The organism is Cupriavidus basilensis, from assembly GCF_029335485.1.
Classification (GTDB): domain Bacteria; phylum Pseudomonadota; class Gammaproteobacteria; order Burkholderiales; family Burkholderiaceae; genus Cupriavidus; species Cupriavidus basilensis_E.
Window position 1 is genome coordinate 1 of record NZ_JARJLM010000404.1, and the last position, 23265, is coordinate 23265.

The 23265-nt window shown below is 66.3% G+C and carries 24 protein-coding genes; 16 read left to right on the forward strand and 8 right to left on the reverse strand.

The annotated features are described in order from the left end of the window. Positions 1 to 6 precede the first annotated feature (6 nt). A complete protein-coding gene (locus P3W85_RS24185) occupies positions 7 to 420 on the reverse strand; it encodes a DUF4440 domain-containing protein (protein ID WP_276266634.1) in 414 nt (137 codons plus the stop codon). 21 nt (positions 421 to 441) lie between these two features. Next, positions 442 to 1848, reverse strand: coding sequence for an MFS transporter (locus P3W85_RS24190; RefSeq protein WP_276266635.1), 1407 nt, complete (start codon positions 1846 to 1848; stop codon positions 442 to 444). Between the two features lie 123 nt (positions 1849 to 1971). Here P3W85_RS24190 and P3W85_RS24195 point away from each other — a divergent pair, with 123 nt between their 5' ends. After that, a complete protein-coding gene (locus P3W85_RS24195; protein ID WP_017225247.1) occupies positions 1972 to 2901 on the forward strand; it encodes a LysR family transcriptional regulator in 930 nt (309 codons plus the stop codon). 63 nt (positions 2902 to 2964) lie between these two features. Here P3W85_RS24195 and P3W85_RS24200 read toward each other — a convergent pair whose 3' ends face one another. Continuing rightward, positions 2965 to 3744 (reverse strand): AraC family transcriptional regulator, encoded by a 780-nt coding sequence (locus P3W85_RS24200; protein WP_017225248.1) that lies wholly within the window; start codon positions 3742 to 3744, stop codon positions 2965 to 2967. 153 nt (positions 3745 to 3897) lie between these two features. Between P3W85_RS24200 and P3W85_RS24205 the strand changes: the two genes are divergently transcribed. Continuing rightward, a complete protein-coding gene (locus P3W85_RS24205) occupies positions 3898 to 4659 on the forward strand; it encodes an alpha/beta fold hydrolase (protein WP_276266636.1) in 762 nt (253 codons plus the stop codon). A gap of 205 nt (positions 4660 to 4864) precedes the next feature. Further along, a complete protein-coding gene (locus tag P3W85_RS24210) occupies positions 4865 to 5212 on the forward strand; it encodes a hypothetical protein (RefSeq protein ID WP_017225250.1) in 348 nt (115 codons plus the stop codon). 52 nt (positions 5213 to 5264) lie between these two features. Here the strand turns inward: P3W85_RS24210 and P3W85_RS24215 are convergent, their stop codons facing one another. From P3W85_RS24215 to P3W85_RS24225, 3 genes are all read right to left on the reverse strand, one after another. Beyond that, on the reverse strand, positions 5265 to 6230 hold the full coding sequence (locus P3W85_RS24215) for a PDR/VanB family oxidoreductase (protein ID WP_276266637.1): 966 nt from the start codon (positions 6228 to 6230) through the stop codon (positions 5265 to 5267). Further along, complete coding sequence (locus tag P3W85_RS24220; RefSeq protein ID WP_276266649.1) at positions 6214 to 7290, reverse strand: aromatic ring-hydroxylating dioxygenase subunit alpha; 1077 nt, start codon at positions 7288 to 7290, stop codon at positions 6214 to 6216. The genes P3W85_RS24215 and P3W85_RS24220 overlap by 17 nt, the downstream gene beginning before the upstream one ends. A gap of 63 nt (positions 7291 to 7353) precedes the next feature. Beyond that, positions 7354 to 8487, reverse strand: a complete 1134-nt coding sequence (locus P3W85_RS24225) for an ABC transporter substrate-binding protein (RefSeq protein ID WP_276266650.1) — start codon at positions 8485 to 8487, stop codon at positions 7354 to 7356. 158 nt (positions 8488 to 8645) lie between these two features. On the opposite strand from P3W85_RS24225, the gene P3W85_RS24230 reads away from it, so the two are divergent. Beyond that, on the forward strand, positions 8646 to 9560 hold the full coding sequence (locus P3W85_RS24230; RefSeq protein ID WP_017224398.1) for a LysR family transcriptional regulator: 915 nt from the start codon (positions 8646 to 8648) through the stop codon (positions 9558 to 9560). Positions 9561 to 9584: 24 nt separating this feature from the next. Here P3W85_RS24230 and P3W85_RS24235 read toward each other — a convergent pair whose 3' ends face one another. Both P3W85_RS24235 and P3W85_RS24240 read right to left on the reverse strand, forming a co-directional pair. Next, the gene (locus tag P3W85_RS24235) at positions 9585 to 10433 is read right to left on the reverse strand and encodes an IclR family transcriptional regulator (RefSeq protein WP_276266638.1); all 849 of its coding nucleotides are present in this window, start codon (positions 10431 to 10433) and stop codon (positions 9585 to 9587) included. A gap of 60 nt (positions 10434 to 10493) precedes the next feature. Next, complete coding sequence (locus P3W85_RS24240; RefSeq protein WP_276266639.1) at positions 10494 to 11297, reverse strand: IclR family transcriptional regulator; 804 nt, start codon at positions 11295 to 11297, stop codon at positions 10494 to 10496. A 280-nt stretch (positions 11298 to 11577) separates the two neighbouring features. On the opposite strand from P3W85_RS24240, the gene P3W85_RS24245 reads away from it, so the two are divergent. The 12 genes from P3W85_RS24245 to P3W85_RS24300 all read left to right on the forward strand — a co-directional run. After that, positions 11578 to 12537 (forward strand): MBL fold metallo-hydrolase, encoded by a 960-nt coding sequence (locus tag P3W85_RS24245; protein ID WP_276266640.1) that lies wholly within the window; start codon positions 11578 to 11580, stop codon positions 12535 to 12537. Positions 12538 to 12598: 61 nt separating this feature from the next. After that, positions 12599 to 14329: an FAD-dependent oxidoreductase gene (locus P3W85_RS24250; RefSeq protein WP_276266641.1), complete on the forward strand. Its 1731-nt coding sequence runs from the start codon at positions 12599 to 12601 to the stop codon at positions 14327 to 14329. A gap of 35 nt (positions 14330 to 14364) precedes the next feature. Then, positions 14365 to 14580: a DUF2783 domain-containing protein gene (locus P3W85_RS24255; protein ID WP_276266642.1), complete on the forward strand. Its 216-nt coding sequence runs from the start codon at positions 14365 to 14367 to the stop codon at positions 14578 to 14580. A 106-nt stretch (positions 14581 to 14686) separates the two neighbouring features. Then, positions 14687 to 16012, forward strand: a complete 1326-nt coding sequence (locus tag P3W85_RS24260) for an MFS transporter (protein WP_276266643.1) — start codon at positions 14687 to 14689, stop codon at positions 16010 to 16012. A gap of 279 nt (positions 16013 to 16291) precedes the next feature. After that, entirely contained in the window at positions 16292 to 16909 is a 618-nt protein-coding gene (locus P3W85_RS24265; protein ID WP_346430286.1) for an undecaprenyl-diphosphatase, read from the forward strand. 100 nt (positions 16910 to 17009) lie between these two features. Continuing rightward, complete coding sequence (locus P3W85_RS24270; protein WP_276266644.1) at positions 17010 to 17789, forward strand: COG4705 family protein; 780 nt, start codon at positions 17010 to 17012, stop codon at positions 17787 to 17789. A gap of 63 nt (positions 17790 to 17852) precedes the next feature. Continuing rightward, a complete protein-coding gene (locus P3W85_RS24275) occupies positions 17853 to 18629 on the forward strand; it encodes a COG4705 family protein (protein ID WP_276266645.1) in 777 nt (258 codons plus the stop codon). Positions 18630 to 18684: 55 nt separating this feature from the next. Next, positions 18685 to 19317, forward strand: coding sequence for a VTT domain-containing protein (locus tag P3W85_RS24280; protein WP_017228531.1), 633 nt, complete (start codon positions 18685 to 18687; stop codon positions 19315 to 19317). Further along, positions 19318 to 19983, forward strand: coding sequence for a response regulator transcription factor (locus tag P3W85_RS24285; protein ID WP_017228530.1), 666 nt, complete (start codon positions 19318 to 19320; stop codon positions 19981 to 19983). It begins immediately after the preceding gene. Beyond that, positions 19959 to 21353: an ATP-binding protein gene (locus P3W85_RS24290; protein ID WP_276266646.1), complete on the forward strand. Its 1395-nt coding sequence runs from the start codon at positions 19959 to 19961 to the stop codon at positions 21351 to 21353. Before P3W85_RS24285 ends, P3W85_RS24290 begins: the two co-directional genes overlap by 25 nt. A 196-nt stretch (positions 21354 to 21549) precedes the next feature. Continuing rightward, a complete protein-coding gene (locus P3W85_RS24295; protein WP_276266647.1) occupies positions 21550 to 22812 on the forward strand; it encodes an ABC transporter substrate-binding protein in 1263 nt (420 codons plus the stop codon). An 89-nt stretch (positions 22813 to 22901) separates the two neighbouring features. Next, on the forward strand, positions 22902 to 23265 hold a 364-nt coding region (locus P3W85_RS24300; RefSeq protein ID WP_276266648.1), incomplete at its 3' end, for a branched-chain amino acid ABC transporter permease.

Sequence of the window (23265 nt, forward strand, 5' to 3'; positions counted from 1 at the left end):
GCAAATTCATTTGAAAACAACGCCCCCCATCGTTTCATGAAGATGCCGCCACAGGATCTTCCCCTGCGCATTCCTCTCGAACACAACCGTCGACCAGCGCTCGCTGGCCACCCCGGCGCCATCGACCTGGTGTTCGCGATAGAGGATGGTTGCTCCCCCGGCCGACAGCCCGATCGACCGCAGATCGGACACCGCGATCCGGAGCCCGGGGCGGCGTCCGCCCGCCTGTGAAAAAAGCGCTCGCAAGGCTGGGAAATCCAACACGGCGGCAGCAGGCGTAATCATCGAGAATTGCGGCGAAAACCGCGACAGCAGGGACGCCAGCGCGTCCGGGTCCCCGCTGTCCTGCCCGCAGAACCACGCCTGTATGGCAACGTGGGCTTCGACGATCTCGGTAAAGAATGGGGTTTCGTCCATCATGATGTTCTTGTCGTGTTCTCGCTATGACGTTTTTCGAACCAGGGCCAACACTTGCGCGGTCCGGATCCGCAGGACGAAAGGCACTGGCAACAGGGTGAGCGTGGCGGCAATCAGGAAGCAGGCCCGGAATGAAGCCAATACCGCGCTGCCAGCCTGCGACGCGATGGCGTGGAGGCCATCCGCGCCGATCAGGAGGTTGAGCAGCATGCTCAGTATCGCCACGCCCAGACAGAAGCCCAACTGGCGATTGATATTCCAGAGCGCGCTCGCATGCCCCATCCTGGCGGGCTCGACATCGAGCATGGCGGTGCTTTGCGCCGTGCTGCTGCACAGGCTGCCGCCGAAGCCCATCAGCGCGTAGGCCGAAGCCAATACCGCATAGGCCGTGCCGCTGGATGTCATGGCAAGCACCACGATACCCACGCCCTGGCATGCCATGCCAGCCAGCAACAGCGGCTTGGGACCAAGTTCGCCGAACCTGCGCCGCGTCAGGAAGATGGCTACGCATGAGGCGCCGGCCCAAGGCAGCATCAGCGCCCCGGTGCCCGCGGCCGTCAGGCCAAGAGGCCCTTGCAGGTACAGGACGGCCACCATGCTCACGCCCATGAACACGCCTGGCACGAACAGGTAGACCAGCATCGAGACGCGCAGGAGACGGCTGCCGGTCAGGCGCAGGTCGAGAACCGGATGCGGCTTGCGGAGCGCGTCTCGCACATAGAGTCCCGTTGCCAGCACCGCAAAACCCAGCCACAGGAATCCAGCCGGCGCCCCCGGCGACTCGCCCAGCAGGGTCAGCGCGATCAGCAGCGCGGTCATGGCCGCGGCGCCAAGCAGCAATCCTGGCATATCCAGCGGCGGGATGCGGGCGGCAACGACAGCCCGCTCAAGCCAGGCCCACGCCAGCAGCAAGGTGAGCAAAGCCAGCGGGATGCTTGAAAAGAAGATCCATCGCCACGAAAGCGCCTGTACGATCAAGCCACCAACGAAGGGAGAGATTGCCGGCACGATGAGGGCGACCATCATGACCAGCGAAGTCAGCCTGACACGATCGCCCGGCGCATAGTGCCGGTAGGCCATGGCCTGCCCCACCGGTATCAGGAGTCCACCGCCGAGCCCCTGCACGAAGCGAAATACGATCAGGCCGGAAATGGAGCCCGCCAGCCCCGCCGCCAGCGATGCCAGTACGAAGAGCGCCAGGGAGAGCACCATCAGGCGCCGTTCGCCAAGCGCACTGGCGAGCCACACGCTCAGAGGAATGACGATGGACAGGCCGAGCATATAGGCGTTGCCAATCCATGCGAGCTCGCCGACGGTGGCGCCGAGCGCGTTCCCTATCTCCGGATAGGCGATGTTGGCAATGAACATATTGACGAGATCGATAAAGAACCCGAGCAGATACACCAGTGCCACTTTCGAACGATACGGCATCGCACCTCCTTTCCCAGGGGACGAATCCTATCTCGCCAGGGCGCCTTGGACGTAGATCCGGAACACAGATAAACTGTCAAAATGATTTTGACAAATGATTCTTGAACTATGCATGGAGACGTCATGGTCAGCCTCGACCGGTTCGATACGTTCAAGGCCGTTGTCGAGGCCGGTTCGCTCACCGGCGCGGCCAAGGCGCTGGGCCAGACCCGCGCCGTCGTCAGCTTCAATATCATCCGGCTCGAAGCCGAGCTCGGGGTCTCCCTGCTGACCAGGAGCACCCGCAAAGTCGTTCCCACCGAAGCGGGCGAACGGTTCTACCGCCGCTGCGTACGCGTGCTCGACGAAGCCAGGCTGGCCATCGACGATGCCCGCTCGGAGCATAAGGAGTTGACCGGCACGCTGCGCATCACCACCACCTTCGAGTATGGGTTGAGAAAGATAGTACCGGCGCTCGAAGCATTTACCCGGCTGCACCCTGGGCTGCGCGTCTGCCTTTCCTCCTCGTCCGGGCATGCCGACCTGATCTCGGAGCGCTTTGATCTGGCGATCCGCATCGGCAGCATGGAAGACACGAGCCATCGCGCAACCTTGCTGTCGCGGCACGATATTTTTCCGGTTGCGTCAGCGGCTTTCCTCCAGCGCTTGCCGCATGGAGGCCTGGCAACGCTCGAAGCGCTGGCGCAGGCCCCGTGGATAGAACACAGCCGGCTGCCGGCGTCGAGACGATGGGACATAACCGGTCCGGATGGCAAGACATACCCGTGGCGGCCCAGGGGAAAGGCCATGCTCGCCGCCGACAGCGCCTCGGCGCTGCACGCCTTCGCGCTCGCCGGTCATGGCGTGGCCCTGCTGCCGGCCTGGATGATCGAGGCGGATCTTCAGTTGGGACGGCTGTGCAGGCTGCTGCCGGATTATCGCTTTCCCGTGCAAGGCGTCTACGCGGTATATCCGAACACGCGGCATGTGCCGGCGAAGGTAAAGTCCTTTATCGGCTTTCTGAAAAATAGCGAGGCCGCGGCAGGCGGTACGGCAGGTGCTTACGCGCGCTGAAGCGCGGGTGCGCGGGTGCGCGGAAGGATGGCGCGGAGACGCTGCGTCAGCCCCGAGGACGCGCTATCGCTGCCGCTCCAGATAACGGCTCGGCGACTGCCCCAGTACGCGCCGGAACAATGCCGTGAAGGCGCTCGGACTACCGTAGCCGAGATCCAGCGCCACGCGGGTGACCGACTCGCCGTTGCCGAGGCGCTCAAGGGCGCTCAGCAGGCAGGCTTGCTGGCGCCACTGCGTGAAGCTCACGCCGGTCTGCGCCCTGAATGTCCGGGTGAACGTGCGCCGGCTCATGCCTGCGCGGGCGGCCATCTTGTCTATATCGGCGCCGAGCGAGGGGCTGGCGAGCAGATCGCGGCACAAGCGCGCCAGGCGCGGCTCGGCCGGCAATGGCGCATGGAGCGAAAGCGACGGCATGACGGCGATCTCATCCAGCAGCAGGGACATGATCTTGCCCGCGCGGGCGTCCGGCTGGTAGAGCGCCGGCAGGTCCACGGCCTCGGCAAGGAGATGGCGCAGCAGCGGCGACACGCCGAACACGCGGCAGTCGTCGGGCAGTCCGGCGGCCCTTGCTGCGTCCGCGGCGACAAAGGTGTTCAGCATCGTCACCGGGCCGCTCATCTGCATTTCATGCACGACGCCCACCGGTATCCAGCACGCGCGTTGCGGCGGGACGAGCCAGCTCCCGCCCGGCGTCTGCACGCTGATCGTCCCGCAAGCGGCATAGGCAAACTGGCCACGGCGATGCGCATGGGCTGGAAAAGTCGAAGCCGCCGGGTAGTCGTTGGCCGTCACCACGACGCTTCTCGGGATGTCCTCGTAGGGGTCAAGCAGTGTATTGCGCATGGCCCGGACTCTACAGGTATTGACCCGCCATCGGAAGCGGGCAGGCGCCGCCGGTTCTACCATGCTCGTCTCGACAGCACCGGTGCAGGCAAGGCCTTCGCACTCCCTGCCCGTGCAACCGCTCACGCATTCTCTTTCGCTTCCGGAGGCAATATGTCCAACACGTTTCATCGGGTAGGGACCGGTCCCCACCCCGTTATCGTCCTGCACGGCTGGTTTGGCGACTGCCACGCCTTCGAACCCATGGAGAGCGCGCTCAGCCGCGACGCGTTTTCCTACATCTTCATGGATTACCGGGGCTATGGATACCGGCGCTCGGTCACGGGAGCCTATACCATGGACGAGATCGCGGCCGACACCCTGGCGCTCGCGGACAGCCTCGGGTTCGGCAGCTTCAGCCTGGTCGGCCACTCGATGGGAGGCATGGCGATCGAACGCGTGGCGGCCCTGGCGCCCGGGCGGATACGAACGCTCGTCCCCGTCGCGCCGGTACCGAGCTGCGGCATCGTTTTCGACGATGCCGGGCGTTCGCTGTTCCATGGCGCGGCCGGCAGTATCGAGAACCGGCGCATCATCATCGACCGCAGTACCGGGCAGCGCCTGCCCCGGGCCTGGGTCGACTGGAAGGCCGCCTACTCATGCGAGCGTTCGTCGAAGGCCGCGTTTTCCGCCTACCTGGATGCCTGGAGCAATACCGATTTCAGTTCGCAGGCCAGGGGAGCGCGGCACCGGGTCAGGGTGCTGGTCGGCGAGCACGATCCCACTTTCACTGCGGACCTGATGCGCGCCACCTACCTTGCCTGGTACCCTGACGCCGAGCTGGAGATCCTGTCCAATGCGGGCCACTACCCGATGAACGAGGTACCGCTCGCCCTCGCCGCCAGTATCGAGCGCTGCTTGCTCCAACAGGCATGACAGCATCGGGGCCGGCGGGCTGGTAACGAAGGACGCGGGCGGGGACGATGCCGCCCCCGAAGTGCCGCCAGGGGCACCCAGACCGGGAATCGATGCCGGCGGCGGCGGGTCGCATCGCCTATGATAGGCAGTGAGGTGGCGCGCGCCTTGCGAGGCGCCCCGCGCCGGGCAGGAATCAGCAGGAATCAGCGAAAGGAGGCACGTCGTGGACGATCCTGTGGCTGGCCAGTTTTCGGAGATCGAAGACAGGGTGTTGCTGTGCATCTACCTGCTGTCCGACACCAGCAAGCCGGCGAAGCGCGAATTGCATGACGACTGGGACTCCGCCCACACCTGGTGTTCCCGCTACGTCCACGATGGATTCACGATCGGCGACGGTTCGGCGCAAGACCGCTACCCTGCCCATCAGATCCACAAGATCAGGTGCCTGCCGGTGAAGCGGGTCACCGAAGGATTCCCGCCGGGCGACCCCCACGAGAATCCTGACGACCGCATCGTCCACTTTGAAGATGAGGAAGGCCACAGGCTCGACATCTGGACGATGCCGGTGTGAGCCGGTGCGGCTCGCCTTGCTGCGGTTTCGCCCAGGACGAGTCCCCCGCCGGTCAGAGATCGAGTTCCAGTCTCTCCGTGCATGCGCGGGACACGCACAGCATGACGCTGCGCTGCGCCGCGCGCTCCTCATCGCTCAACACGTAGTCGCGATGATCGGCAATCCCCGCCAGCAGCGTCACCTCGCAGCTACGGCAAAGGCCTTCCCGGCATGAGGAGGGCGTTGCGATGCCGGCGGCTTCGACGGCGTCGAGCATGCTGGCGTCGGCCGGTACCTGGAGTTCCAGCCCCGACCTGCGCAGGCTGATCGTGAAGGCGCGGTCCCCCTGCCGGACGGTCTCGCCAGGGGCGGCAAAGCGCTCGAAATGTACGCTGCCCCGTGCCATGCCGAGGCGGCCGGCGGCATCCGCGACCGCATCCATCAGCGGGCCGGGGCCACAGCAATAGACATGGTCCCCCGGCCGCTGCCCATCGAGCCAGGCGAGGATATCCGCCGGGCCGCCGTGCTCGTCGTCCGCGTGCAGCCGCGCCCGGGCGCCGTGGCCGAGCAGCGCCTCGCGCCAGCCGGCACGCCCGCGCGAGCGCACGCAATACAGCAATTCCCAGTCGGCGCCATGCCGCTCGCACCAGTGGATCATGCTGAGGAAAGGCGTGATGCCGATGCCGCCGGCGATAAACCGGTGCCTGCCCGCCGCCGGCGCCAGGCCGAACCGGGCACGGGGATAGCCCACCGCGACACGCGCTCCGCTTTGCAGGGCAAAGTGGACATAGCGCGAGCCCCCGCGCGAGTCGGGCGCCAGCCCGACGCCAAGGCAATAGCGGTCGCGCTCCTCGCTATCGTTGCACAGGGAATACTGGCGCACCAGGCCACCCGGCAGGTACAGGTCGATATGCGCGCCCGGCGTGAAGGGCGGCAGCGGAGCGCCTCGCGGATCGCGCAGTTCGAGCCAGGCCACGCCTTCGGCTTGCGGCGCACGCGCGGCAACCACCAGTTCGAGCAGGTCAGGCGGCGCGGGCACGAGGCGTCTCCGGTTGCGCCTGCTTCTGCTCCTGCGTGCGCTTTTGTTCTTCCTCCGCCATCCGTTTCACCGTCCAGCGGAACTGCGAGAGCGCCGCGTCGATGCCGAGCGGCACCATGCGGAAATCCGGATCGAGCGCGAGCTGGCGCTGTTGCGCCATGATCATGGCGCGGTCCTCATCGAACGCAGTGACCACGCTCTGGTGAATCGATGCCGTCACCTCAGGCTGGTCGATGGCGAAGTTGTGCGGATGGGCGAAGAAGTAGTGCGTCGACCGATCGGTTTCCGGGGTCAGTGCCTGGCAGCCACGAAACTCGGCGGCGTTCTCCCGGCGTCCGTCGGGCGCCCCGCTACCGGCGGGCGCCATGCCGGAATCCATCAGCAGGATGCCGGGCACCAGGAAGTCGTAGATATTCCAGCGGTCGACCTTGCCCTGGTAGTGCTTGACCTGCTGCGCAAAGGCCGGCGGCTCGGTATCCAGCGTCCACCGCGTAACGCGCACGCCGCGCTCCAGCTTGTCGACCGTTGGCGTCACGCGCGCGTAGTCCTCGGAGCCGCCGAGCGTGGTCGGGTGGACATACGGCAGATGCGAGAAGTCCAGCAGGTTGTCGGCGATCAGCAGGTAGTCCACGTCGTAGTGGATGTAGCCGTCGAGGCTGCGCCACGCCGGATCGTCGAGCCAGTGCGTGTCCGGTATCAGTGCCGGATCGGCCCGGTCGGCCTCGCCCATCCAGATCCACACCCAGCGGTGTTTCTCCACCACGGGGAAGGTGCGGACCCGCGCCTGCGGCGGAATGCGTCCCTGCGCGGGGATTTCCACGCAAGTGCCGGCGCTGTCGAACTTCAGGCCGTGATACAGGCAGCGCACGCAGTCGCCTTCGCGGCGTCCGGCGGAGAGCGGCGCGCCGCGATGGCAACAGCGGTCTTCGAACGCGACCGCCTTGCCCTCGGTGGTGCGCCACAAGGCTAGCGGTACGTTGATGATGGTGCGGGCGAGAAAGCCGTCTTTCGGGATCTCCTTGTCCCAGCCGGCGACATACCAGCAATTCTTGACGAACATCATGGTCTCCTGAAGCTTGGTTTAAGCGGCAAGTCAGGCGCAGCGGATTGAGCCGGCATAGGCTCAGTCGCGCACCAGTTCCCAGCGGCCGTTGCGAATACGCACCATTGCCGCGGCGCGCTTGTCGTAGCCGACATGGTCGGCCTTGCTCATGGTCGAAACCCCCTGCGAGGTCACGAGATCGCGGGTCGACTCGAGGGCGTCGCGCAGCGCGCTGCGGAAGGCCTCGGTGCCCGGCGCGGCTTTCGCCAGGGCGAGCGGGATGGCGTTGCGCAGCACCAGCTGCGCGTCCCAGGCGTTGGCGGCGAAGATCGACATCGAACCCGTGCCGTATGCTTTCTCGTAGCGCGTCACCAGGTCGGTGGCGACGGGCCGCACGGGATTCGCCGCATCGAGCTGGTCGGCCACCAGCACCGGCCCGACCGCGAACAGCGCGCCTTCGGCGTCCTTGCCCGAAACGCGCAGGAAGTCCAGGTTGGCAATGCCGTAGGTCTGGTAGATGCGCCCCTTGTAGCCGCGTTCGGCCAGCGTCTTCTGCGGCAATGCGCCTGGCGTGCCGGAGGCGGCGATCAGCACCGCGTCCGGCTTTGCCGCCGTCAGCTTGAGCGCCTGCGCCACCACGCTGGTATCGGTACGCACGTAGCGCTCGGCGGCAACCAGCCGGATGCCGGCGGCGTCGAGCTGGTTACGGATCTCGGCCAGCCATGCATCGCCGTAGGCGTCGGCAAAGCCGATGAAGCCGAGCGTCTTCACGCCCGACTTCTTCATGTGCGCCAGCGTGGCCGCGACCATCAGGCTCTCGTTCTGGATCGCCTTGAACACCCACGCGCGCTTGCCGTCCATCGGTTCGACGATCTTGGCGCTCGCCGCCAGGCTGAGCAGGGGCACCTTGCTTTCGGCGGCCACGTCGACCAGCGGGAGCGTGGCCGGGGTGACGGACGAGCCCAGCGCCACGTCGATCTTGTGCTCGTCGATCAGCCTGCGCAGATTGCGCGTGCTATTGGTCGGGTCCGAGGCATCGTCCATCACGATGTAGCGCACCGGCTGCCCCGCGATCTCGTCCGGGAACAGCGCGATGGCGTTCTTCGCCGGCAGGCCGAGCGACGCGGCGGGACCGGTCTGCGACAGCGTGACGCCAACCTTGATGTCAGCGTGAGCGACCGACACGGCGGGCGGAGCAAGAAGGCAGACTGCCATCAGCAGGCAGGCTGCCGGGCCGCGCGGGCGGCACACGGGGCGGTGGGGCATGGATGGTCTCCGGTTGGATCCGCCCGTCTGGCGCGGGCAGTGCTGCCACATTAGGAGGGGGGGTATCATGTGTCAATCTCATCCATCTCATATTCGGAATGAATACGATGCATGAACGTGACCTGGACATGAACCTGATCGGCGTCTTCGACGCGCTGATCCGCGAGCGCAGCGTGACGCGCGCCGCCGAGCAGCTGGGCGTCACGCAGAGCGCGATGAGCCACGCGCTGGCCCGGCTGCGCGCGTTCTACGACGACCCGCTGTTCGTCAAGAGCGTGGACGGCATGCAGCCCACGCCGCGCGCGGAAGCGCTTGCGCCGTCGATCCTCAAGGTGATGGAGACCGTGCGCTCGGAACTGCTGTCGCGCGCCAGCTTCAATCCACTGACTGCGGAGCGGCGCTTCAGCCTGTGCATGACGGACATGGGCGAGCTGGTATTCCTGCCGCCGCTGATCGCGCAATTGCGCAAGGCCGCGCCGCGCTGCACGCTGCGCACCTTGCAGTTGCCGCTGCAGCAGATTCCGCAGGCGCTGGAAGCGGGCGATGCGGACCTTGCGCTCGGCTCGATGCAGACCATGCCGCAAGGCCTGTACCGGCAGCAATTGTTCACGCATCCCTTCGTCACGCTGGTGGCGAAGAGAAACCGCAAGGTGGGCACGGCGCTCACGCTGGCGCAGTTCCAGGCGATGCCGCATGTGGTGGTGACGCTCACCGGCAAGCGCAACGAGGCCTACGATCGCGTGCTGGACGATATGGGAATCCGGCGCAACATCTACCTGATCACGCCGCACTTCCTCGTCGTGCCGCTGATCCTGGAACAGAATCCGGACATGGTGGCAACGGTGCCGCGGGAGCTGGGCACGGTCTTTTCCCGCTATAACGCGGTGCGGGTGGTGGCGCCGCCGCTGTCATTGCCGCGCTTCGCGCTGCGCCAGCACTGGCATCCGCGTTTCCACCACGACGAGGCCAATGTCTGGCTGCGGCAACTGATCAAGAAGACGTTCGCTTCGTATCCGGAGTGAGTTCGCCGTTGTTGCCCGGGTTCGCTATCGGCGCGCCGCTGGCATCGCCTCATGCATCGCACCGAAGCGCCACGACAGCCGCTGCGCGGCCTGGCGCAGGATTCCGGCCGTGGCCCCGCCGGTGCTGCTGTCAAAGCTGCCCGACGTGCCCATGACCGCGATGACCAGCGCGAGGCTGCCGGTGTGGTCGAACACCGGCGCCGCCAGCGTGTCGATGCCCGGTATCGGCTTGCTCAAGGCGTTATCGAGTTGCTTCTCGCGGATTTCCGCCAGCCGGGCCTGATACGCCGGCGCGAGCACCCCGCCCTCGCCGGCATGCGGATCGGCGATCTCCGACATCGGCACGCCAGCCAGCCTGAGCGCATCCTGCGCGAGCAGGCCGGCCAGCACGTTGCCGGGCAGGTAGGCCGCCATCAGCCTGCCGATCGCCGTATTCACGAGCGACAGCACCGTGCCCACGCGCAGGCTCACGTGCTGCGGACGCGCCGCTTCCTCCAGGCGCACCACCGTTGGCCCCAGCGGGCCGAGTACCGCCATTGCGACGCTCAGGCCGGTGGTGCCGGCCAGTTCGATCACTTCCGGCTCGGCCTCGCGCGTGGGCGAGAGCCGCTGCAGTGCAATCAGGCCGAGTTCCAGGCTCAGGGGCCCGGAGAGGAAATTGCCCGCCGCATCGCGTGCCAGCAAGCCCACCTTCTGCAGGCTGACGAGATGCGGGAACGCCTTGGCGGGCGGCATCCCGGCCGCGCGGGCCAGGTCGCGCAGCGGCAAGGGCCGCCCCGCCGCCGCCAGGGCGGCAAGCAACTGGCCCGTGTTGTCGAGCGACTGGATGCTGCGCTGGGGCTTGCTGGTTTCGTGGCTGGCGGCGGTTTGCATGCGTCTGGTGGAGTCTGGTGGAGTCTGGTGGAGTCTGGTGGAGTCTGGTGGAGGCCTGCGTCATCCGGGCCGGCGTGCGATCTCTTCGCGAATGGCGGCGGCAGTGGCAAGCAGCGCGCGGGCGACAGGACCGCGCCAGGCCACATCGATCGCGCCGGTCGATCCCACCACAGTCAGCGCCAGGCGAAACTGCCCGGCCGCGTCGAGCACCGGCACGCTCAGGCTGCTGACCGCGGGGCTCGGCGCGTCGATGCTGCGCTCGATGCCGCGCGCGCGAATGGCGTCGAGATCCGCGTCGAAGGCGGCGAGGTCCAGGCTGGCCTTGTCCGCGGCCTGCTGCTGCAGCCACAGCATGCGCCATTGCGCAGGCGGGAGGAAGGCACAGAACACGCGCCCGGTCGCCGTTGCCGATAGCGACATGACCGTGCCGACGTGCAGGTTGACGTGCAGCGGCGAGCCCGCGTGCTGGTAGCGCACGATGGTGGGCCCCTGCGGGCCCGCGATGCAGATCGCCACGCTGAACCCGCATGTGCCGGCGAGCGCGGCCACTCGCGGCACGGCCGCCAGATAGGCGGGGTCGTGGTCGAGATACAGCATGCCGAGCTGGAGGGCCAGCGGGCCCGGTTCGTAGTGCCCGGACAGGTGGTCCCGCTTGATCAGCCCGAGCCGCGTCAGGGTGACGAGATAGGTGTGCGCCTGCGCGGGCGCGATCTGCACGGTGGCCGCCAGGTCGGCCAGCGCCAGCGGGCGGCGCGCGTCGGCCAGCGCGCGCAGGAAGCGCCCGCCGACCTCGACGCTTTGTATGCCGCGCTGCTCTTTGTCCGTGCCACCCGCGCCTGACGTCCCGTCCGCTGCTCGTGCCATGCGTTCCCCGCTTGAAAACCCCAGATAGTAATCGACCGGCCCGGGGCCGGTTGGCTTCTCTCAGGGTATTCCCTTGGTTTGGGCGTTGCATCTGGCGCCAGGCCAACATTAGTCAATAGCAATAATATTTGCTATTGACTAATGTCAATGGCTTTCCTAAGATGCCCTTACCCCGCTACCGGTGCAGTTACAGAGTCAACACGGGGCGAGACAGCCCCCGCCATGCAGCCCCCGGCATCTGCTGTCTCCCCTCCACCCACGCAAGAGAAGAGAGGCAAGCATGAGCAAGGCATTCGCATCCCAGGCCGACCTGGAAGCCAAGAAAGTCACCTTCACCCAGCTCTCCGAGAACGCCTACGCGTACACGGCCGAGGGCGACCCCAACTCGGGCGTGATCATCGGCGACGATGGCGTGCTGATCGTCGATACGACCGCCACGCCCGCGATGGCGCAGGACCTGATCGCCAGGATCCGTTCCGTCACCGACAAGCCGATCAAGTACGTCGTGCTCTCCCATTACCACGCGGTGCGCGTGCTGGGCGCGTCGGCCTATTTCGCCGAAGGCGCGCAGCAGGTCATCGCCAGCCGCGGCACCTACGAGATGATCGTGGAACGCGGCGAGGCCGATATGAAATCGGAGATCGAGCGCTTCCCGCGCCTGTTCGCCGGGGTGGAAACCGTGCCCGGCCTGACCTGGCCGACGCTGGTGTTCGAGAAAGAAATCACGCTCTACCTGGGCAAGCTCGAAGTGCGCATCGCCCACCTCGGCTCGGGCCATACCAAGGGTGACACCGTGGTCTGGCTGCCGTCGCAGAAGGTGCTGTTCTCGGGCGACCTGGTGGAATACGACGCCGCCTGCTACTGCGGCGATGCGCAACTCGAACAGTGGCCCGCCACGCTCGACGCCCTGCAGGCGCTCGGTGCCGAGAAGCTGGTGCCGGGACGCGGCCCCGCCTTGACCAACCCTGAAGAGGTCCGGCAAGGCATCGCCTACACCAAGGATTTCGTCACCACGCTGTTCCAGGCCGGCAAGGAAGCCGTGGCGGATCAGCTCGACCTGAAGACGGCAATGGCGCACACCCGCAAGTCGATGGACCCGAAGTTCGGCCATGTCTTCATCTACGAGCACTGCCTGCCGTTCGACGTGTCGCGCGCCTTCGACGAAGCGAGCGGCATCACGCATCCGCGCATCTGGACGGCCCAGCGCGACAAGGAAATGTGGGCCGCCCTCCAGGGCTGAGACGCCGCGCGTCATACGGCAAGAACGGAACACCGAGAAGAGAGTGGACGGAGACCAAGGCATGAGCATCGACTACCAGCGCCTGACATTCGAGTACCAGCCTTGCGCCGAGCAAGGACCGGAGCATGCGGCAGGCCATGCTCACCCTGTCATCGTGGTCGGCGCCGGGCCGGTTGGCCTGGCCACCGCGATCGACCTGGCCCAGCTTGGCGTGCCCGTGGTGCTGGTGGACGATGACTGCACGCTGTCCAGCGGCTCGCGCGCGATCTGCTTCGCCAAGCGCACGCTCGATATCTTCGACCGGCTGGGCTGCGGCGAGCGCATGGTGGAAAAAGGCGTGTGCTGGAACGTCGGCAAGGTATTCCTGCGCGACGAGCAGGTCTACGGCTTCGACCTGCTGCCGGAAAGCGGCCACCAGCGGCCGGCCTTCATCAACCTGCAGCAGTACTACGCCGAAGGCTTCCTGCTGGACCGCGCGCGCCAGTTGCCCAACCTGCAGGTCCGCTGGAAGCACAAGGTCGTCGGCATCGCGCAGCGCCATGCCGGCACGCCGGACGCGGCCGTGACGCTGACGGTGGAAACACCGGACGGCACCTATGCGCTCGACGGCCGCTACGTCGTGGCGGCCGACGGCGCCCGCAGCCCGCTGCGCGGCCTGCTCGGGCTGGACAGCAAGGGCCGCACCTTCAAGGACCGCTTCCTGATCGCCGACGTGAAGATGGAAGCCGATTTCCCGACCGAGCGCTGGTTCTGGTTCGATCCGCCGTTCCACCCGAACCAGTCCGTGCTGCTGCATCGCCAGCCCGACAATGTCTGGCGCATCGACTTCCAGCTCGGCTGGGACGCCGATCCGGTCGCCGAGAAAGCGCCCGAGCGCGTGATGCCGCGCGTGCAGGCGCTGCTGGGGCCGGATGCGAAGTTCACCCTGGAATGGGTCAGCGTCTATACGTTTTCCTGCCTGCGCATGGACAGCTTCCGCCATGGCAATGTGCTGTTCGCCGGCGACGCCGCGCACGGCGTCTCGCCGTTCGGCGCGCGCGGCGCCAACAGCGGCGTACAGGATGCGGAGAACCTCGCATGGAAGCTGGCCTTCGTCCTCCAGGGCCGCGCGCCGGACAGCCTGCTCGATACCTATGCGAGCGAGCGCGAGTACGCCGCCGACGAGAACATCCGCAACTCGACGCGCTCGACCGATTTCATTACGCCCAAGAGCCCTGTCAGCAAGGTCTTCCGCGATGCCGTGCTGAATCTGTCGAAGCAGCATGCGTTCGCGCGGCAACTCGTCAACAGCGGGCGGCTCTCCGTGCCGGCGGTATTGCACGCCTCGCCGCTCAATACGCCGGACAGCAGCGCCTTTGCCGGCCGCATGGTGCCAGGCGCGGCTTGCGTCGATGCGCCGGTGTCCGGCGTGACGGGTACCGGCTGGCTCCTGCAGCATCTCGGCGGGCAGTTCACGGGGCTGGTGTTCGGCGCGCCCGATACGCTGGATGCCAGCGTGCTGCATGCCTTGCAGCGCCTGCAGCAGGGCATGACACCTCTCAAGCTGGTCTTTGCCGGTGCCGGCGATGCCTCCCCACCGGCGCCTGCATGGCCCGGCGCCGCCGTACTGCGCGACGCTGAAGGCCTCGCGGCACAGCGCTACGACGCGCAGCCCGGCACGTTCTACCTGATTCGCCCCGACCAGCATGTCTGCGCGCGCTGGCGGCAGGTTGACGCCGCCGCCGTCGAGAAGGCGCTGGAACGCGCCACCGGCAAGGCGCCAGCAGCGCAAGCCGCACAGCTGGCGGCATAGGCAGCCCGGCCACATCCCGCACGAAAGGCACAGCAATGGCACTCAATACACAACCCAACCTGACGCAAGCCGACGACTTCTACGAAGCGTTGATCGACATGCACCGCGACCTCGACGACGGCCAGAGCCAGGCGGCCAACGCACAGCTGATCCTGCTGCTGGCCAACCACATCGGCGATCACGACACGCTGATCGCGGCCATGCGGCTGGCGCGCGAAGGCACGGTCCGCGGCTCCGCCGCCCAGGCCTGAGCACGGCAGGCGCAGCCGCGGCTGCGCCTGCTCCAACCTCTTTGCCAAGGCGCGCGAGACGCAGGCATCCAGGGCCCTGCCGGGCCCGCGTTCCCGGAGACAATCCATGACTTATTCCGCCACAGGGGCCATCGCGCCCCCGGCTAGTGCCGCCCATGACGAGGCCGCGCTCTATCGCAAGATCTGGCTGCGCATCATTCCCTTCCTCTTCATTTGCTACGTGGTCTCTTTCCTCGACCGCATCAACATCGGTTTTGCCCAGTTGCAGATGAAGCAGGACCTGGGCTTCAGCGATGCGATGTACGGACTTGGCGCGGCGGTCTTCTACATTGGCTACGTGCTGTGCGAGGTGCCCAGCAATATGCTGCTGGCGCGCTTCGGCGCCCGCCGCACCTTTACCCGCATCATGCTGCTGTGGGGCCTGGCCTCGGTCGGCATGATGCTGGTTTCGACGCCGTCGCACTTCTATGCGCTGCGCTTCCTGCTCGGCGTCTTCGAGGCGGGCTTCTTCCCCGGCATCGTGCTGTACCTGACCTACTGGTTCCCTGCGCGGCGGCGCGCCGCCGTGATGGCGATCTTTTTCGCCGGGGTTGCGGTGGCAGGCGTGCTGGGCGGGCTGGTGTCCGGCTGGATCATGCGCGACATGGCCGGCGTGCTTGGCCTCTACGGCTGGCAGTGGATGTTCGCCATCGAAGGCGCGCCCGCCGTTCTGCTTGGCCTCGTCGCCGCGGCCTGCCTTGTCGATGGCCCCCAGCACGCGCGCTGGCTTTCCGCCGGTGAAAAGGCACTCCTCGCCGCACAACTCGACGCCGGCGGGAAATCCGGCCATGCGCATGCGCTGGGCGCGCTGAAGCAAGCGCTGCGCAATCCCCGCATCTACGTCTTCGCCTTCATCTATTTTTCGCTCACCTGCGGCTCGCTGACGCTGAGCTTCTGGATGCCCCTGATGATCCGGGATTTCGGCATCAACGACGTGATGTCGATCAGCCTCTACTCCGTCATACCGAACGCGATCGGCGCCGTGGGCCTGATCGCGATCGCGCGCCACTCGGACCGGCGGGGCGAGCGGCATCGCCACTTCCTCGCCTGCACGGCTGGCGGCGCGCTGGCACTGGCGTTGCTGACCCTGCATCTGCCCAGCTTCGCGGCGATGCTGGCGATCCTGTCAGTGGCCGCCGTGCTGATCTTTGCCGCGCTGCCGATCTTCTGGGCCCTGCCGCCGAGCCACCTGCCCGCCAATACGGCCGCCGCCGGCATCGCGTTTATCAGCAGCATCGGCATTACCAGCGGCATCGTCAGCCCGTGGGTCATCGGCCAGATCAAAACGCATACCGGCAGCATGGACAATGCGCTGTACCTGCTGGCCGCGTTGCTTTTGATGAGTGGCGCCGCCATGTGGGTGGGCGTGCCGAGAACCGAGGCAAAAGGCTAGGCTTCAACGATCCGGCAATCCGCGGAGCGCGGTCCTCGCGCTGGAGCCTGTGTTGCGGCCATTCCCCGCCAGGGTTCGTCCCTGGCGCTTCCCCTTTGGATCAGTGACGGCATAGCCACTCCGGCGCAGCCTCCCTGCTCAGTCTTGGCTAAGTCTCCTGCGCTACGCTTTCTCCCGGGCAAATGTCTGCCTGTTTCCGGAGAAACACATGTTCCACCTCCCGTGCGCCACCATGGCAGCTTCGACCCTGTCGCCGGCGCGGCCTGCCCGGTTTGATCTGTGACCGGCACCGGGTTCGCCATGGAAGCGCTCAACCGCAGCCTCTATTTGGCCATCAACGCGCCGGATCACCCCGCTGCCCTGGTGGTTGCCGCCGCCGCCATCTTCGGCGAATACGCCATCTGGATCGTTCCCGCCATGGTAGGACTTGGCTGGCTGCGTGGCGATACGTCCACCCGGAAGATCTTGCTGGAAGCCACGGCATCGGCCCTGTCGGGATTGTTCGCGAACCAGCTGATCGCACTGGCCTGGCAGCATCCCCGCCCGTTCATGATCGGCCTGGGCAACACGCTGATCCCGCATGTGGCGGATTCTTCCTTTCCCAGCGACCACCTGACGCTGCTTTGGGCGGTGGCGTTCAGCCTCCTGATGCAAGACCGCTCAAGACGGGTGGGGCTTGCGCTGGCCTTGCTCGGTATCCCGATGGCATGGGCCCGCATTTACCTTGGCGTGCACTTTCCGCTGGATATGGCGGGCGCTGCCCTGGTGGCCTTGCTGAGCGCCGGCGGCGCGCATTGGGCGGCCCCGTGGTTCGTGACACCCGCCTGCAACGCGGCAAACCGCGTGCACCGCTGCCTGTTCGCCCCGCTGATCCGCCGTGGCTGGGTGCAGAAGTGACGGATTGCAGCCAGTTGCTACTGCTATGGCAGGGCTAAGTCTTGCCAAGCAGACTCCGATCAGCATCGCCGCGGTGAAACAACCCTCACTGGAGAAAGCCATGAGCCAACCGGCCAGCCTCACCTTATTTCCGCCCGCAGGACGCAACAAAGTGCCGGAGGTAACGGCGTTCTTCTGGATCATCAAGATGATGTCCACCACCGTGGGCGAGACCGCCGCGGACTACCTGAACGTCAACCTGGGCCTGGGCCTGGCCAGCACCTCGGCCGTCACGGGCCTGCTGCTTGCCGTTGCCCTGTTCTTCCAGATGCGGGCGAAGCGCTACGTGCCTTCGCTCTACTGGACCAGCGTGCTGTTGATCAGCGTGTTCGGCACCTTGATCACCGACAACCTGAGCGACCGGCTCGGCGTGCCGCTATCGGTCTCGACCACCGCGTTCAGCCTGGCCCTGATCGCTACGTTCGCGGTGTGGCATGCAAGGGAAGGGACCCTCTCCATCCGCGCCATCGATACCGTCAGGCGCGAGTGCTTCTACTGGGCCGCGATCCTGTTCACCTTCGCCCTGGGTACGGCTGCCGGCGACTGGGTGGCCGAGGGGCTGGGCCTGGGCTACGGCTATTCCGCGCTGCTGTTTGGCGGCCTGATCGGCGCCATCGCACTGGCTCGCTATGCGTTCCGGGCTGACACGGTCGCCTGCTTCTGGCTGGCCTATGTGCTGACCCGCCCGTTCGGCGCTTCGTGCGGCGATCTCATGTCCCAGTCCGTCCAGGACGGCGGCCTGGGCCTGGGGACCGCCGGCACCAGCGCGATGTTCCTTGCGACCATTGTCGGCCTGGTCATCTATCTGTCGCTTGCGCAGAAGCGGCTGGTGAATTCCTGAATGCGCCGAATGTACTGAATGTACTGAATGCACGATTTCCACCATCGGACATGAGAGCAGACCATGAATGAAAATCCAATCCAACCGAGCCTCGCGCAACGAAGCCTGAGCAAGGTGCCGGAGATCACGCTGATATTCTGGATCATCAAGATCGCGGCCACCACGCTGGGGGAAACCGGCGGCGATGCCCTGTCGATGTCGATGAACCTGGGCTACCTCGTCAGCACGGCCATCTTCGCGGTGGTCTTCCTGATCGCCGTATCGGCCCAGGTTTCCGCCAGACGCTTCAACCCCGTGCTGTACTGGGTGACGATCGTCGCCACCACGACGGTGGGCACGACCCTGGCCGATTTCGCCGACCGGTCCCTGGGCATCGGCTATGCCGGCGGCACCTCGATACTGCTCCTGTTGCTGATGCTCTCGCTGGCCATCTGGTACCGGACGATGGGCACCGTATCGGTCGATAGCGTGAAATCCCCCAAGGCCGAGATGTTCTACTGGGTGACGATCATGTTCTCCCAGACCCTGGGCACCGCGCTGGGCGACTGGACCGCGGATACGGCGGGGCTGGGCTACCTGGGCGGGATGATGGTCTTTGGCGCGCTGCTGGCCACGCTGGTCGCGGCTTACTACTGGACACGAATGTCCCGCACCATGCTGTTCTGGGCCGCCTTTATCCTCACCCGGCCGCTCGGCGCCGTGGTGGGCGACTTCCTCGACAAGCCGCTGCAGGCCGGCGGGCTGGCAATGAGCCGCTTTGGCGCCTCGGCCGCACTGATGACGCTCATGGTGGCCTGCATCCTGCTGGTCCCGCAAAGGGCCGCGGCACGCAACCACTGACCCCCGGGCCCGCAAGACCGTACCCCCGCATCCACAATCCAGAGCGAGAACCGACATGCTTACCACCGGACTGTTCGGCTGGCTGTCCAGCGATCATCACCTGATGGCCTTGATGGCGCAGAACTGGTGGCTCGGCGTCCTGATCGTGGCCGGCATCGTCTTCCTGGAGACCGGGCTGGTGGTGCTGCCCTTCCTGCCGGGCGATTCGCTGCTGTTCACTACCGGCGCCTTCCTCGGGGCAAGCGGCATTTCGCCGCTGTGGGCCATCCTGCTGACCGGCCTGGCCGCCGTGCTGGGCGACGGCGTCAACTACCTGGTTGGCCGCTCGGCCGCGGGACAATGGCTGATCCGGCGCGGGTGGATCACGCCCCGCCATCTGCAGAAGACGCGCGCCTACTTCGACCGTTTTGGCGCGCCCACCGTCACGATTGGACGGTTTGTCCCGATCGTCCGCACCGTCACCCCGTTCCTGGCGGGCCTTTCCGGCATGTGCCCGCGCCGGTTCGCGCTGTATAACGTGCTCGGCGCTATGATGTGGTGCCCGGGGCTGCTGCTGGCCGGCTACTGGCTTGGCGGCATTCCCTGGGTGCGGGGGCATATGAGCTGGCTGACCGCCGGCATCGTCGTCGCATCGTTGCTGCCGGTGCTGTTCCAGCTAAGGCGCGGCGCATTGGCTACGGGAGGGTGAATGCGGGTATTGCTGGTCGAGGACGACCCGATGATCGGACAGGCAATCCAGGAAGCGCTGAAAGACGCTGCCTACGCCGCCGACTGGGTCGGCAACGGGCAATCGGCCCTGGATGCGCTGGCCCGCCAGCACTATGACTTCGTGCTGCTCGATCTTGGCTTGCCGGGAAAGAGCGGCCTGGCGGTGCTGGCTTCGGTGCGCGCCCGGGACAACCCCGTGCCGGTGCTGATCATCACGGCGCAGGACGGGCTCGACGACCGCATCCGCGGGCTGGACGCCGGCGCCGACGACTACGTGCTCAAGCCGTTCGAGATGGCCGAGCTGCTGGCCCGCATGCGCGCCGTGTGGCGGCGCAAGGGCGGCGCGGCGGCGCCGGTGCTGAGCAATGGCATCGTCAGCCTCGATCCGGCCACGAAGCAGGCAACCGCGCCTGGCGGCGATGGCGTGCTACTCACCAACCGGGAATTCGCCCTGTTGCAGGCCTTGCTGGTCCGGCCAGGGGCCATCCTTTCCCGTACCGACCTCGAGGAGCGCATCTACGGCTGGGGCGAGGAGGTGGAAAGCAACGCGGTCGAGTTCCTGATTCATGCCCTGCGCAGGAAGCTGGGAAGCACCGTGATCAAGAATGTAAGGGGCGTGGGATGGATGGTCGCAAAAGAGGATTGAAGGGATTGGAAAGGTTCACGGGATTCAAGGATTCGATCCAGGTTCGCCTCTCCCTCTGGCTCTCGCTTGCGATCCTGCTGGTGGCGCTGCTGGCCGGGGTGTTCTCCTTCGTGGCGGCATTCCAGGAAGCCAACGAGCTTCAGGACGATATGCTGCGCCAGGTGTCGGTCCTGTTCGATCGCCAGCATCTGCCGGTGCCCCACCTGGGCGATAAAGGCCGGCTTGCGCATAGCGACGAGGAGGCCCGCGTCATCGTGCAACTCGTTTCGCAAGGCACGGCCGGCGGCGCCGGCCCGGATGCCGGGCAGCCGCTGGCGTTGCCAGCCGCGGTCCCTGACGGGATCCAGACCCTCACCATCAAGAACGAGCGCTATCGGGTCCTGGTGCGCACGCTGTCCGCGGGTGACCGCATCGTGGTGGCGCAGGAAACCGGCATCCGCGACGAAATCGCACGCGATGGCGCGCTGCGCACCACGCTGCCTTTCCTGGTGCTCGTGCCCATCCTGCTGCTGATCGTGGCCGACCTGGTGCGCAAGATGTTCAGGCCCATCGCCGTCCTGTCGGAAGAGATCGATGAGCGCGGCGAGCAGGAACTGCACCCCTTGCCGCAGGATCACCTGCCCGCGGAGGTTCGTCCTTTCGTCGTGGCCATCAACCGCCTGCTGGGCCGGGTCTCGCAATCGATGGAAACCCAGCGCCGCTTCGTCGCCGACGCAGCGCATGAGCTGCGCTCGCCGCTGACCGCGCTGTCCCTGCAGGCGGAACGGCTGGCAGGCACGGAGATGTCCGAGAATGCGCGGGCGCGGCTTGCCACGCTGCGCCAGGGCATCGAGCGGGGCCGGGGCTTGCTGGAGCAACTGCTGAGCCTGGCCAGGGCGCAATCCTCGGTGCCCGCACCCACCGCCCCGGTGTCCGTGCAGCGGGTGTACCGGCACGTGCTGGAAGACCTGATGCCGCTGGCGGAGGCCAGGCGCATCGACATCGGCGTGGAGGGGGAATCGGATGCGCTGGTCTTCGCCAGCGAGGTGGACCTGGTCACCATCGTAAAGAACCTGGTCGACAACGCGATTCGCTATACGCCCGAAGGCGGACGGGTCGACCTGTCGGTGCAGACGCGCCGGGACGAGGCGATCCTGCAGGTAAAGGATTCCGGCTCCGGCATCGCCCCGGAAGAGCGCGGCCGTGTGTTCGATCCGTTCTACCGCGTACTGGGCAACGACGCGATCGGGTCCGGTCTTGGCTTGTCCATCGTCCGTACCATCGCGGACCGCATCGGTGCGCAGGTCGGCATCGGGTACGCCGACGAGCCGGCCCGAAAAGGGTTGAGCGTAACGGTCACGGTGCGGCTTGCCGGGGCTGGAAGCCGCTAGGAAACAGCCGGGAAGCAGCTTTCGCTCCCGTTCCTGGTACTTCCGCTGAACAGGCAAGCGCGGGCCGGCCGGCGGCGGGTGGCATCCTTGTAGATACCACTTAACACGCCTAAGATTGTGTTGTCTGAGGCTTATCCGGCTTCGCTCCCGGCATCGGGCGATCGATCGATTCGACATGACGCTCGAGGAGAGAGTGATGACGGCACCCAGTCGCATCCGCACCGTCAGCCGACGCACGGTGCTCAAGGGGGCTGCGGCGGTCGCCGCCTTGCAACTGGCGCCGCCGTTCATCATCAAGGCACGCGGCGAGACGCCCCTGCGCATTGGCCTGGTCGATCCCCTCACCGGCGTCTATGCTGCGGTTGCACAAAATGAAGTGACGGGCGCGAAGCTTGCCATCCAGCAGGTCAACGCCAAGGGCGGCATCCTCGGCCGCCCCGTCGAACTCCTGGTGGAGGATTCGGCGAACGACGTCGGCACCGGCGTGCAGAAGGCGCGCAAGCTGATCGAGCGCGACCAGGTCAGCTTTCTCATCGGCGACGTGAACTCCGGCATCGCCCAGGCCATCTCCCAGGTCAGCAACGAAAAGCGGATATTGCACATCGTCTCCGGCGGCCACACGGACACCATCACGGGCAGCGATTGCAAGTGGAACGTCTATCGCGTCTGCAACACCACGAGCATGGAGGCGAATGCCGTCGCCAGCCTGCTGTTCAGCAAGTACGGCAAGAGGTGGCATTTCATCACGCCGGACTACGCCTTCGGCCACACCCTGCAGAAGGCCGCGGCGGCGGACCTGCAGAAGCTGGGCGGCACCATCACCGGCAACGAACTCACCCCGCTCGGCACCACCGACTTCTCCGCCTACCTGATCAAGGCGCGCGCCGCCAATCCGGACGTTCTGCTGGTGCTGCCGCAAGGCTCCGACATGGTCAATTGCCTGAAGCAGATCGCGCAGTTCGGCATCGCCAGGCAGATGCACATCGCCGGGCTGCAGCAAGAGCTCGAATCGCTGGAGGCGATGCCGCCGGAGGCGCGCGTGGGCGTCTGGATGTTCGAGTGGTACTGGAAGCAGCCCGGAGTCCCCGGCGTCGACAAGTTCGTCGCCGATATCCGCAAGGTGAACGGCGGCAAGGTGCCCACCGCGCGTCACTGGTTCGGCTTTACCTCGGTCCATACCCTTGCCGCCGTCGCCAACAGGGAAAAGAGCCTCGATGCCAGAAAACTCGCCGAGGCGCTCGGCGGGTTCGAGCTGGCGGATGACGTCAAGCTGCAGCCCAATAAGTGCTACTACCGCAAGGGCGACCACCAGCTCATGACATCGTCCTTCGTCGGCGAAGCGCTGTCCACGCCGGCCGGCGATCCCGAGGACCTGTTCCGCGTCGACCACGTCGTCGCGGGCGACAAGACGGCGCCGCCCGAGAGCGCGACCGGCTGCAAGCTGCAGTGGCCGGCCTGATCCCGCGCAGCACCAGCCATGCGGCGAGGCCGGGCGCCACCCCAAATCCATGACTGCCCTGAACCGGACAGGCGCAGCGTGAGCCGGCGATGATCCAGCTGCTCCTCTTCAACATCACCAACGGGCTGATCATCGGCGCGTTCTACGTGCTGATGGCGCTTGGCCTGTCGCTGATACTCAACCTGAGCAATGTGATCAACTTCGCCCATGGCGGCTTTCTCGTCGTCGGCGGCTATATCGCCTACACGATCACGCCCTATGTCGGCTTCTGGGGCGCGCTGCTGATCGCGCCGCTGCTCACCGCCGTCATCGGCCTTGCCCTGGAGCGCACGCTGATCCGGCGGCTCTATGGCCGCGATCCGCTCTACAGCCTGCTGCTGACCTTCGGCCTGGCCTTCATCCTCGAGGACGGCACGCGCTTCATATGGGGCGCGCAGGGCAAGCCGGTGACCA

What these genes read in the sequence shown, in the direction of transcription:
- P3W85_RS24185 (WP_276266634.1), bottom strand. Translation starts at nt 420, where the DNA reads ATGATGGACGAAACCCCATTCTTTACCGAGATCGTCGAAGCCCACGTT.
- P3W85_RS24190 (WP_276266635.1), bottom strand. Translation starts at nt 1,848, where the DNA reads ATGCCGTATCGTTCGAAAGTGGCACTGGTGTATCTGCTCGGGTTCTTT.
- P3W85_RS24195 (WP_017225247.1), top strand. Translation starts at nt 1,972, where the DNA reads ATGGTCAGCCTCGACCGGTTCGATACGTTCAAGGCCGTTGTCGAGGCC.
- P3W85_RS24200 (WP_017225248.1), bottom strand. Translation starts at nt 3,744, where the DNA reads ATGCGCAATACACTGCTTGACCCCTACGAGGACATCCCGAGAAGCGTC.
- P3W85_RS24205 (WP_276266636.1), top strand. Translation starts at nt 3,898, where the DNA reads ATGTCCAACACGTTTCATCGGGTAGGGACCGGTCCCCACCCCGTTATC.
- P3W85_RS24220 (WP_276266649.1), bottom strand. Translation starts at nt 7,290, where the DNA reads ATGTTCGTCAAGAATTGCTGGTATGTCGCCGGCTGGGACAAGGAGATC.
- P3W85_RS24225 (WP_276266650.1), bottom strand. Translation starts at nt 8,487, where the DNA reads ATGGCAGTCTGCCTTCTTGCTCCGCCCGCCGTGTCGGTCGCTCACGCT.
- P3W85_RS24230 (WP_017224398.1), top strand. Translation starts at nt 8,646, where the DNA reads ATGCATGAACGTGACCTGGACATGAACCTGATCGGCGTCTTCGACGCG.
- P3W85_RS24235 (WP_276266638.1), bottom strand. Translation starts at nt 10,433, where the DNA reads ATGCAAACCGCCGCCAGCCACGAAACCAGCAAGCCCCAGCGCAGCATC.
- P3W85_RS24240 (WP_276266639.1), bottom strand. Translation starts at nt 11,297, where the DNA reads ATGGCACGAGCAGCGGACGGGACGTCAGGCGCGGGTGGCACGGACAAA.
- P3W85_RS24245 (WP_276266640.1), top strand. Translation starts at nt 11,578, where the DNA reads ATGAGCAAGGCATTCGCATCCCAGGCCGACCTGGAAGCCAAGAAAGTC.
- P3W85_RS24250 (WP_276266641.1), top strand. Translation starts at nt 12,599, where the DNA reads ATGAGCATCGACTACCAGCGCCTGACATTCGAGTACCAGCCTTGCGCC.
- P3W85_RS24255 (WP_276266642.1), top strand. Translation starts at nt 14,365, where the DNA reads ATGGCACTCAATACACAACCCAACCTGACGCAAGCCGACGACTTCTAC.
- P3W85_RS24260 (WP_276266643.1), top strand. Translation starts at nt 14,687, where the DNA reads ATGACTTATTCCGCCACAGGGGCCATCGCGCCCCCGGCTAGTGCCGCC.
- P3W85_RS24270 (WP_276266644.1), top strand. Translation starts at nt 17,010, where the DNA reads ATGAGCCAACCGGCCAGCCTCACCTTATTTCCGCCCGCAGGACGCAAC.
- P3W85_RS24275 (WP_276266645.1), top strand. Translation starts at nt 17,853, where the DNA reads ATGAATGAAAATCCAATCCAACCGAGCCTCGCGCAACGAAGCCTGAGC.
- P3W85_RS24280 (WP_017228531.1), top strand. Translation starts at nt 18,685, where the DNA reads ATGCTTACCACCGGACTGTTCGGCTGGCTGTCCAGCGATCATCACCTG.
- P3W85_RS24285 (WP_017228530.1), top strand. Translation starts at nt 19,318, where the DNA reads ATGCGGGTATTGCTGGTCGAGGACGACCCGATGATCGGACAGGCAATC.
- P3W85_RS24290 (WP_276266646.1), top strand. Translation starts at nt 19,959, where the DNA reads ATGGATGGTCGCAAAAGAGGATTGAAGGGATTGGAAAGGTTCACGGGA.
- P3W85_RS24295 (WP_276266647.1), top strand. Translation starts at nt 21,550, where the DNA reads ATGACGGCACCCAGTCGCATCCGCACCGTCAGCCGACGCACGGTGCTC.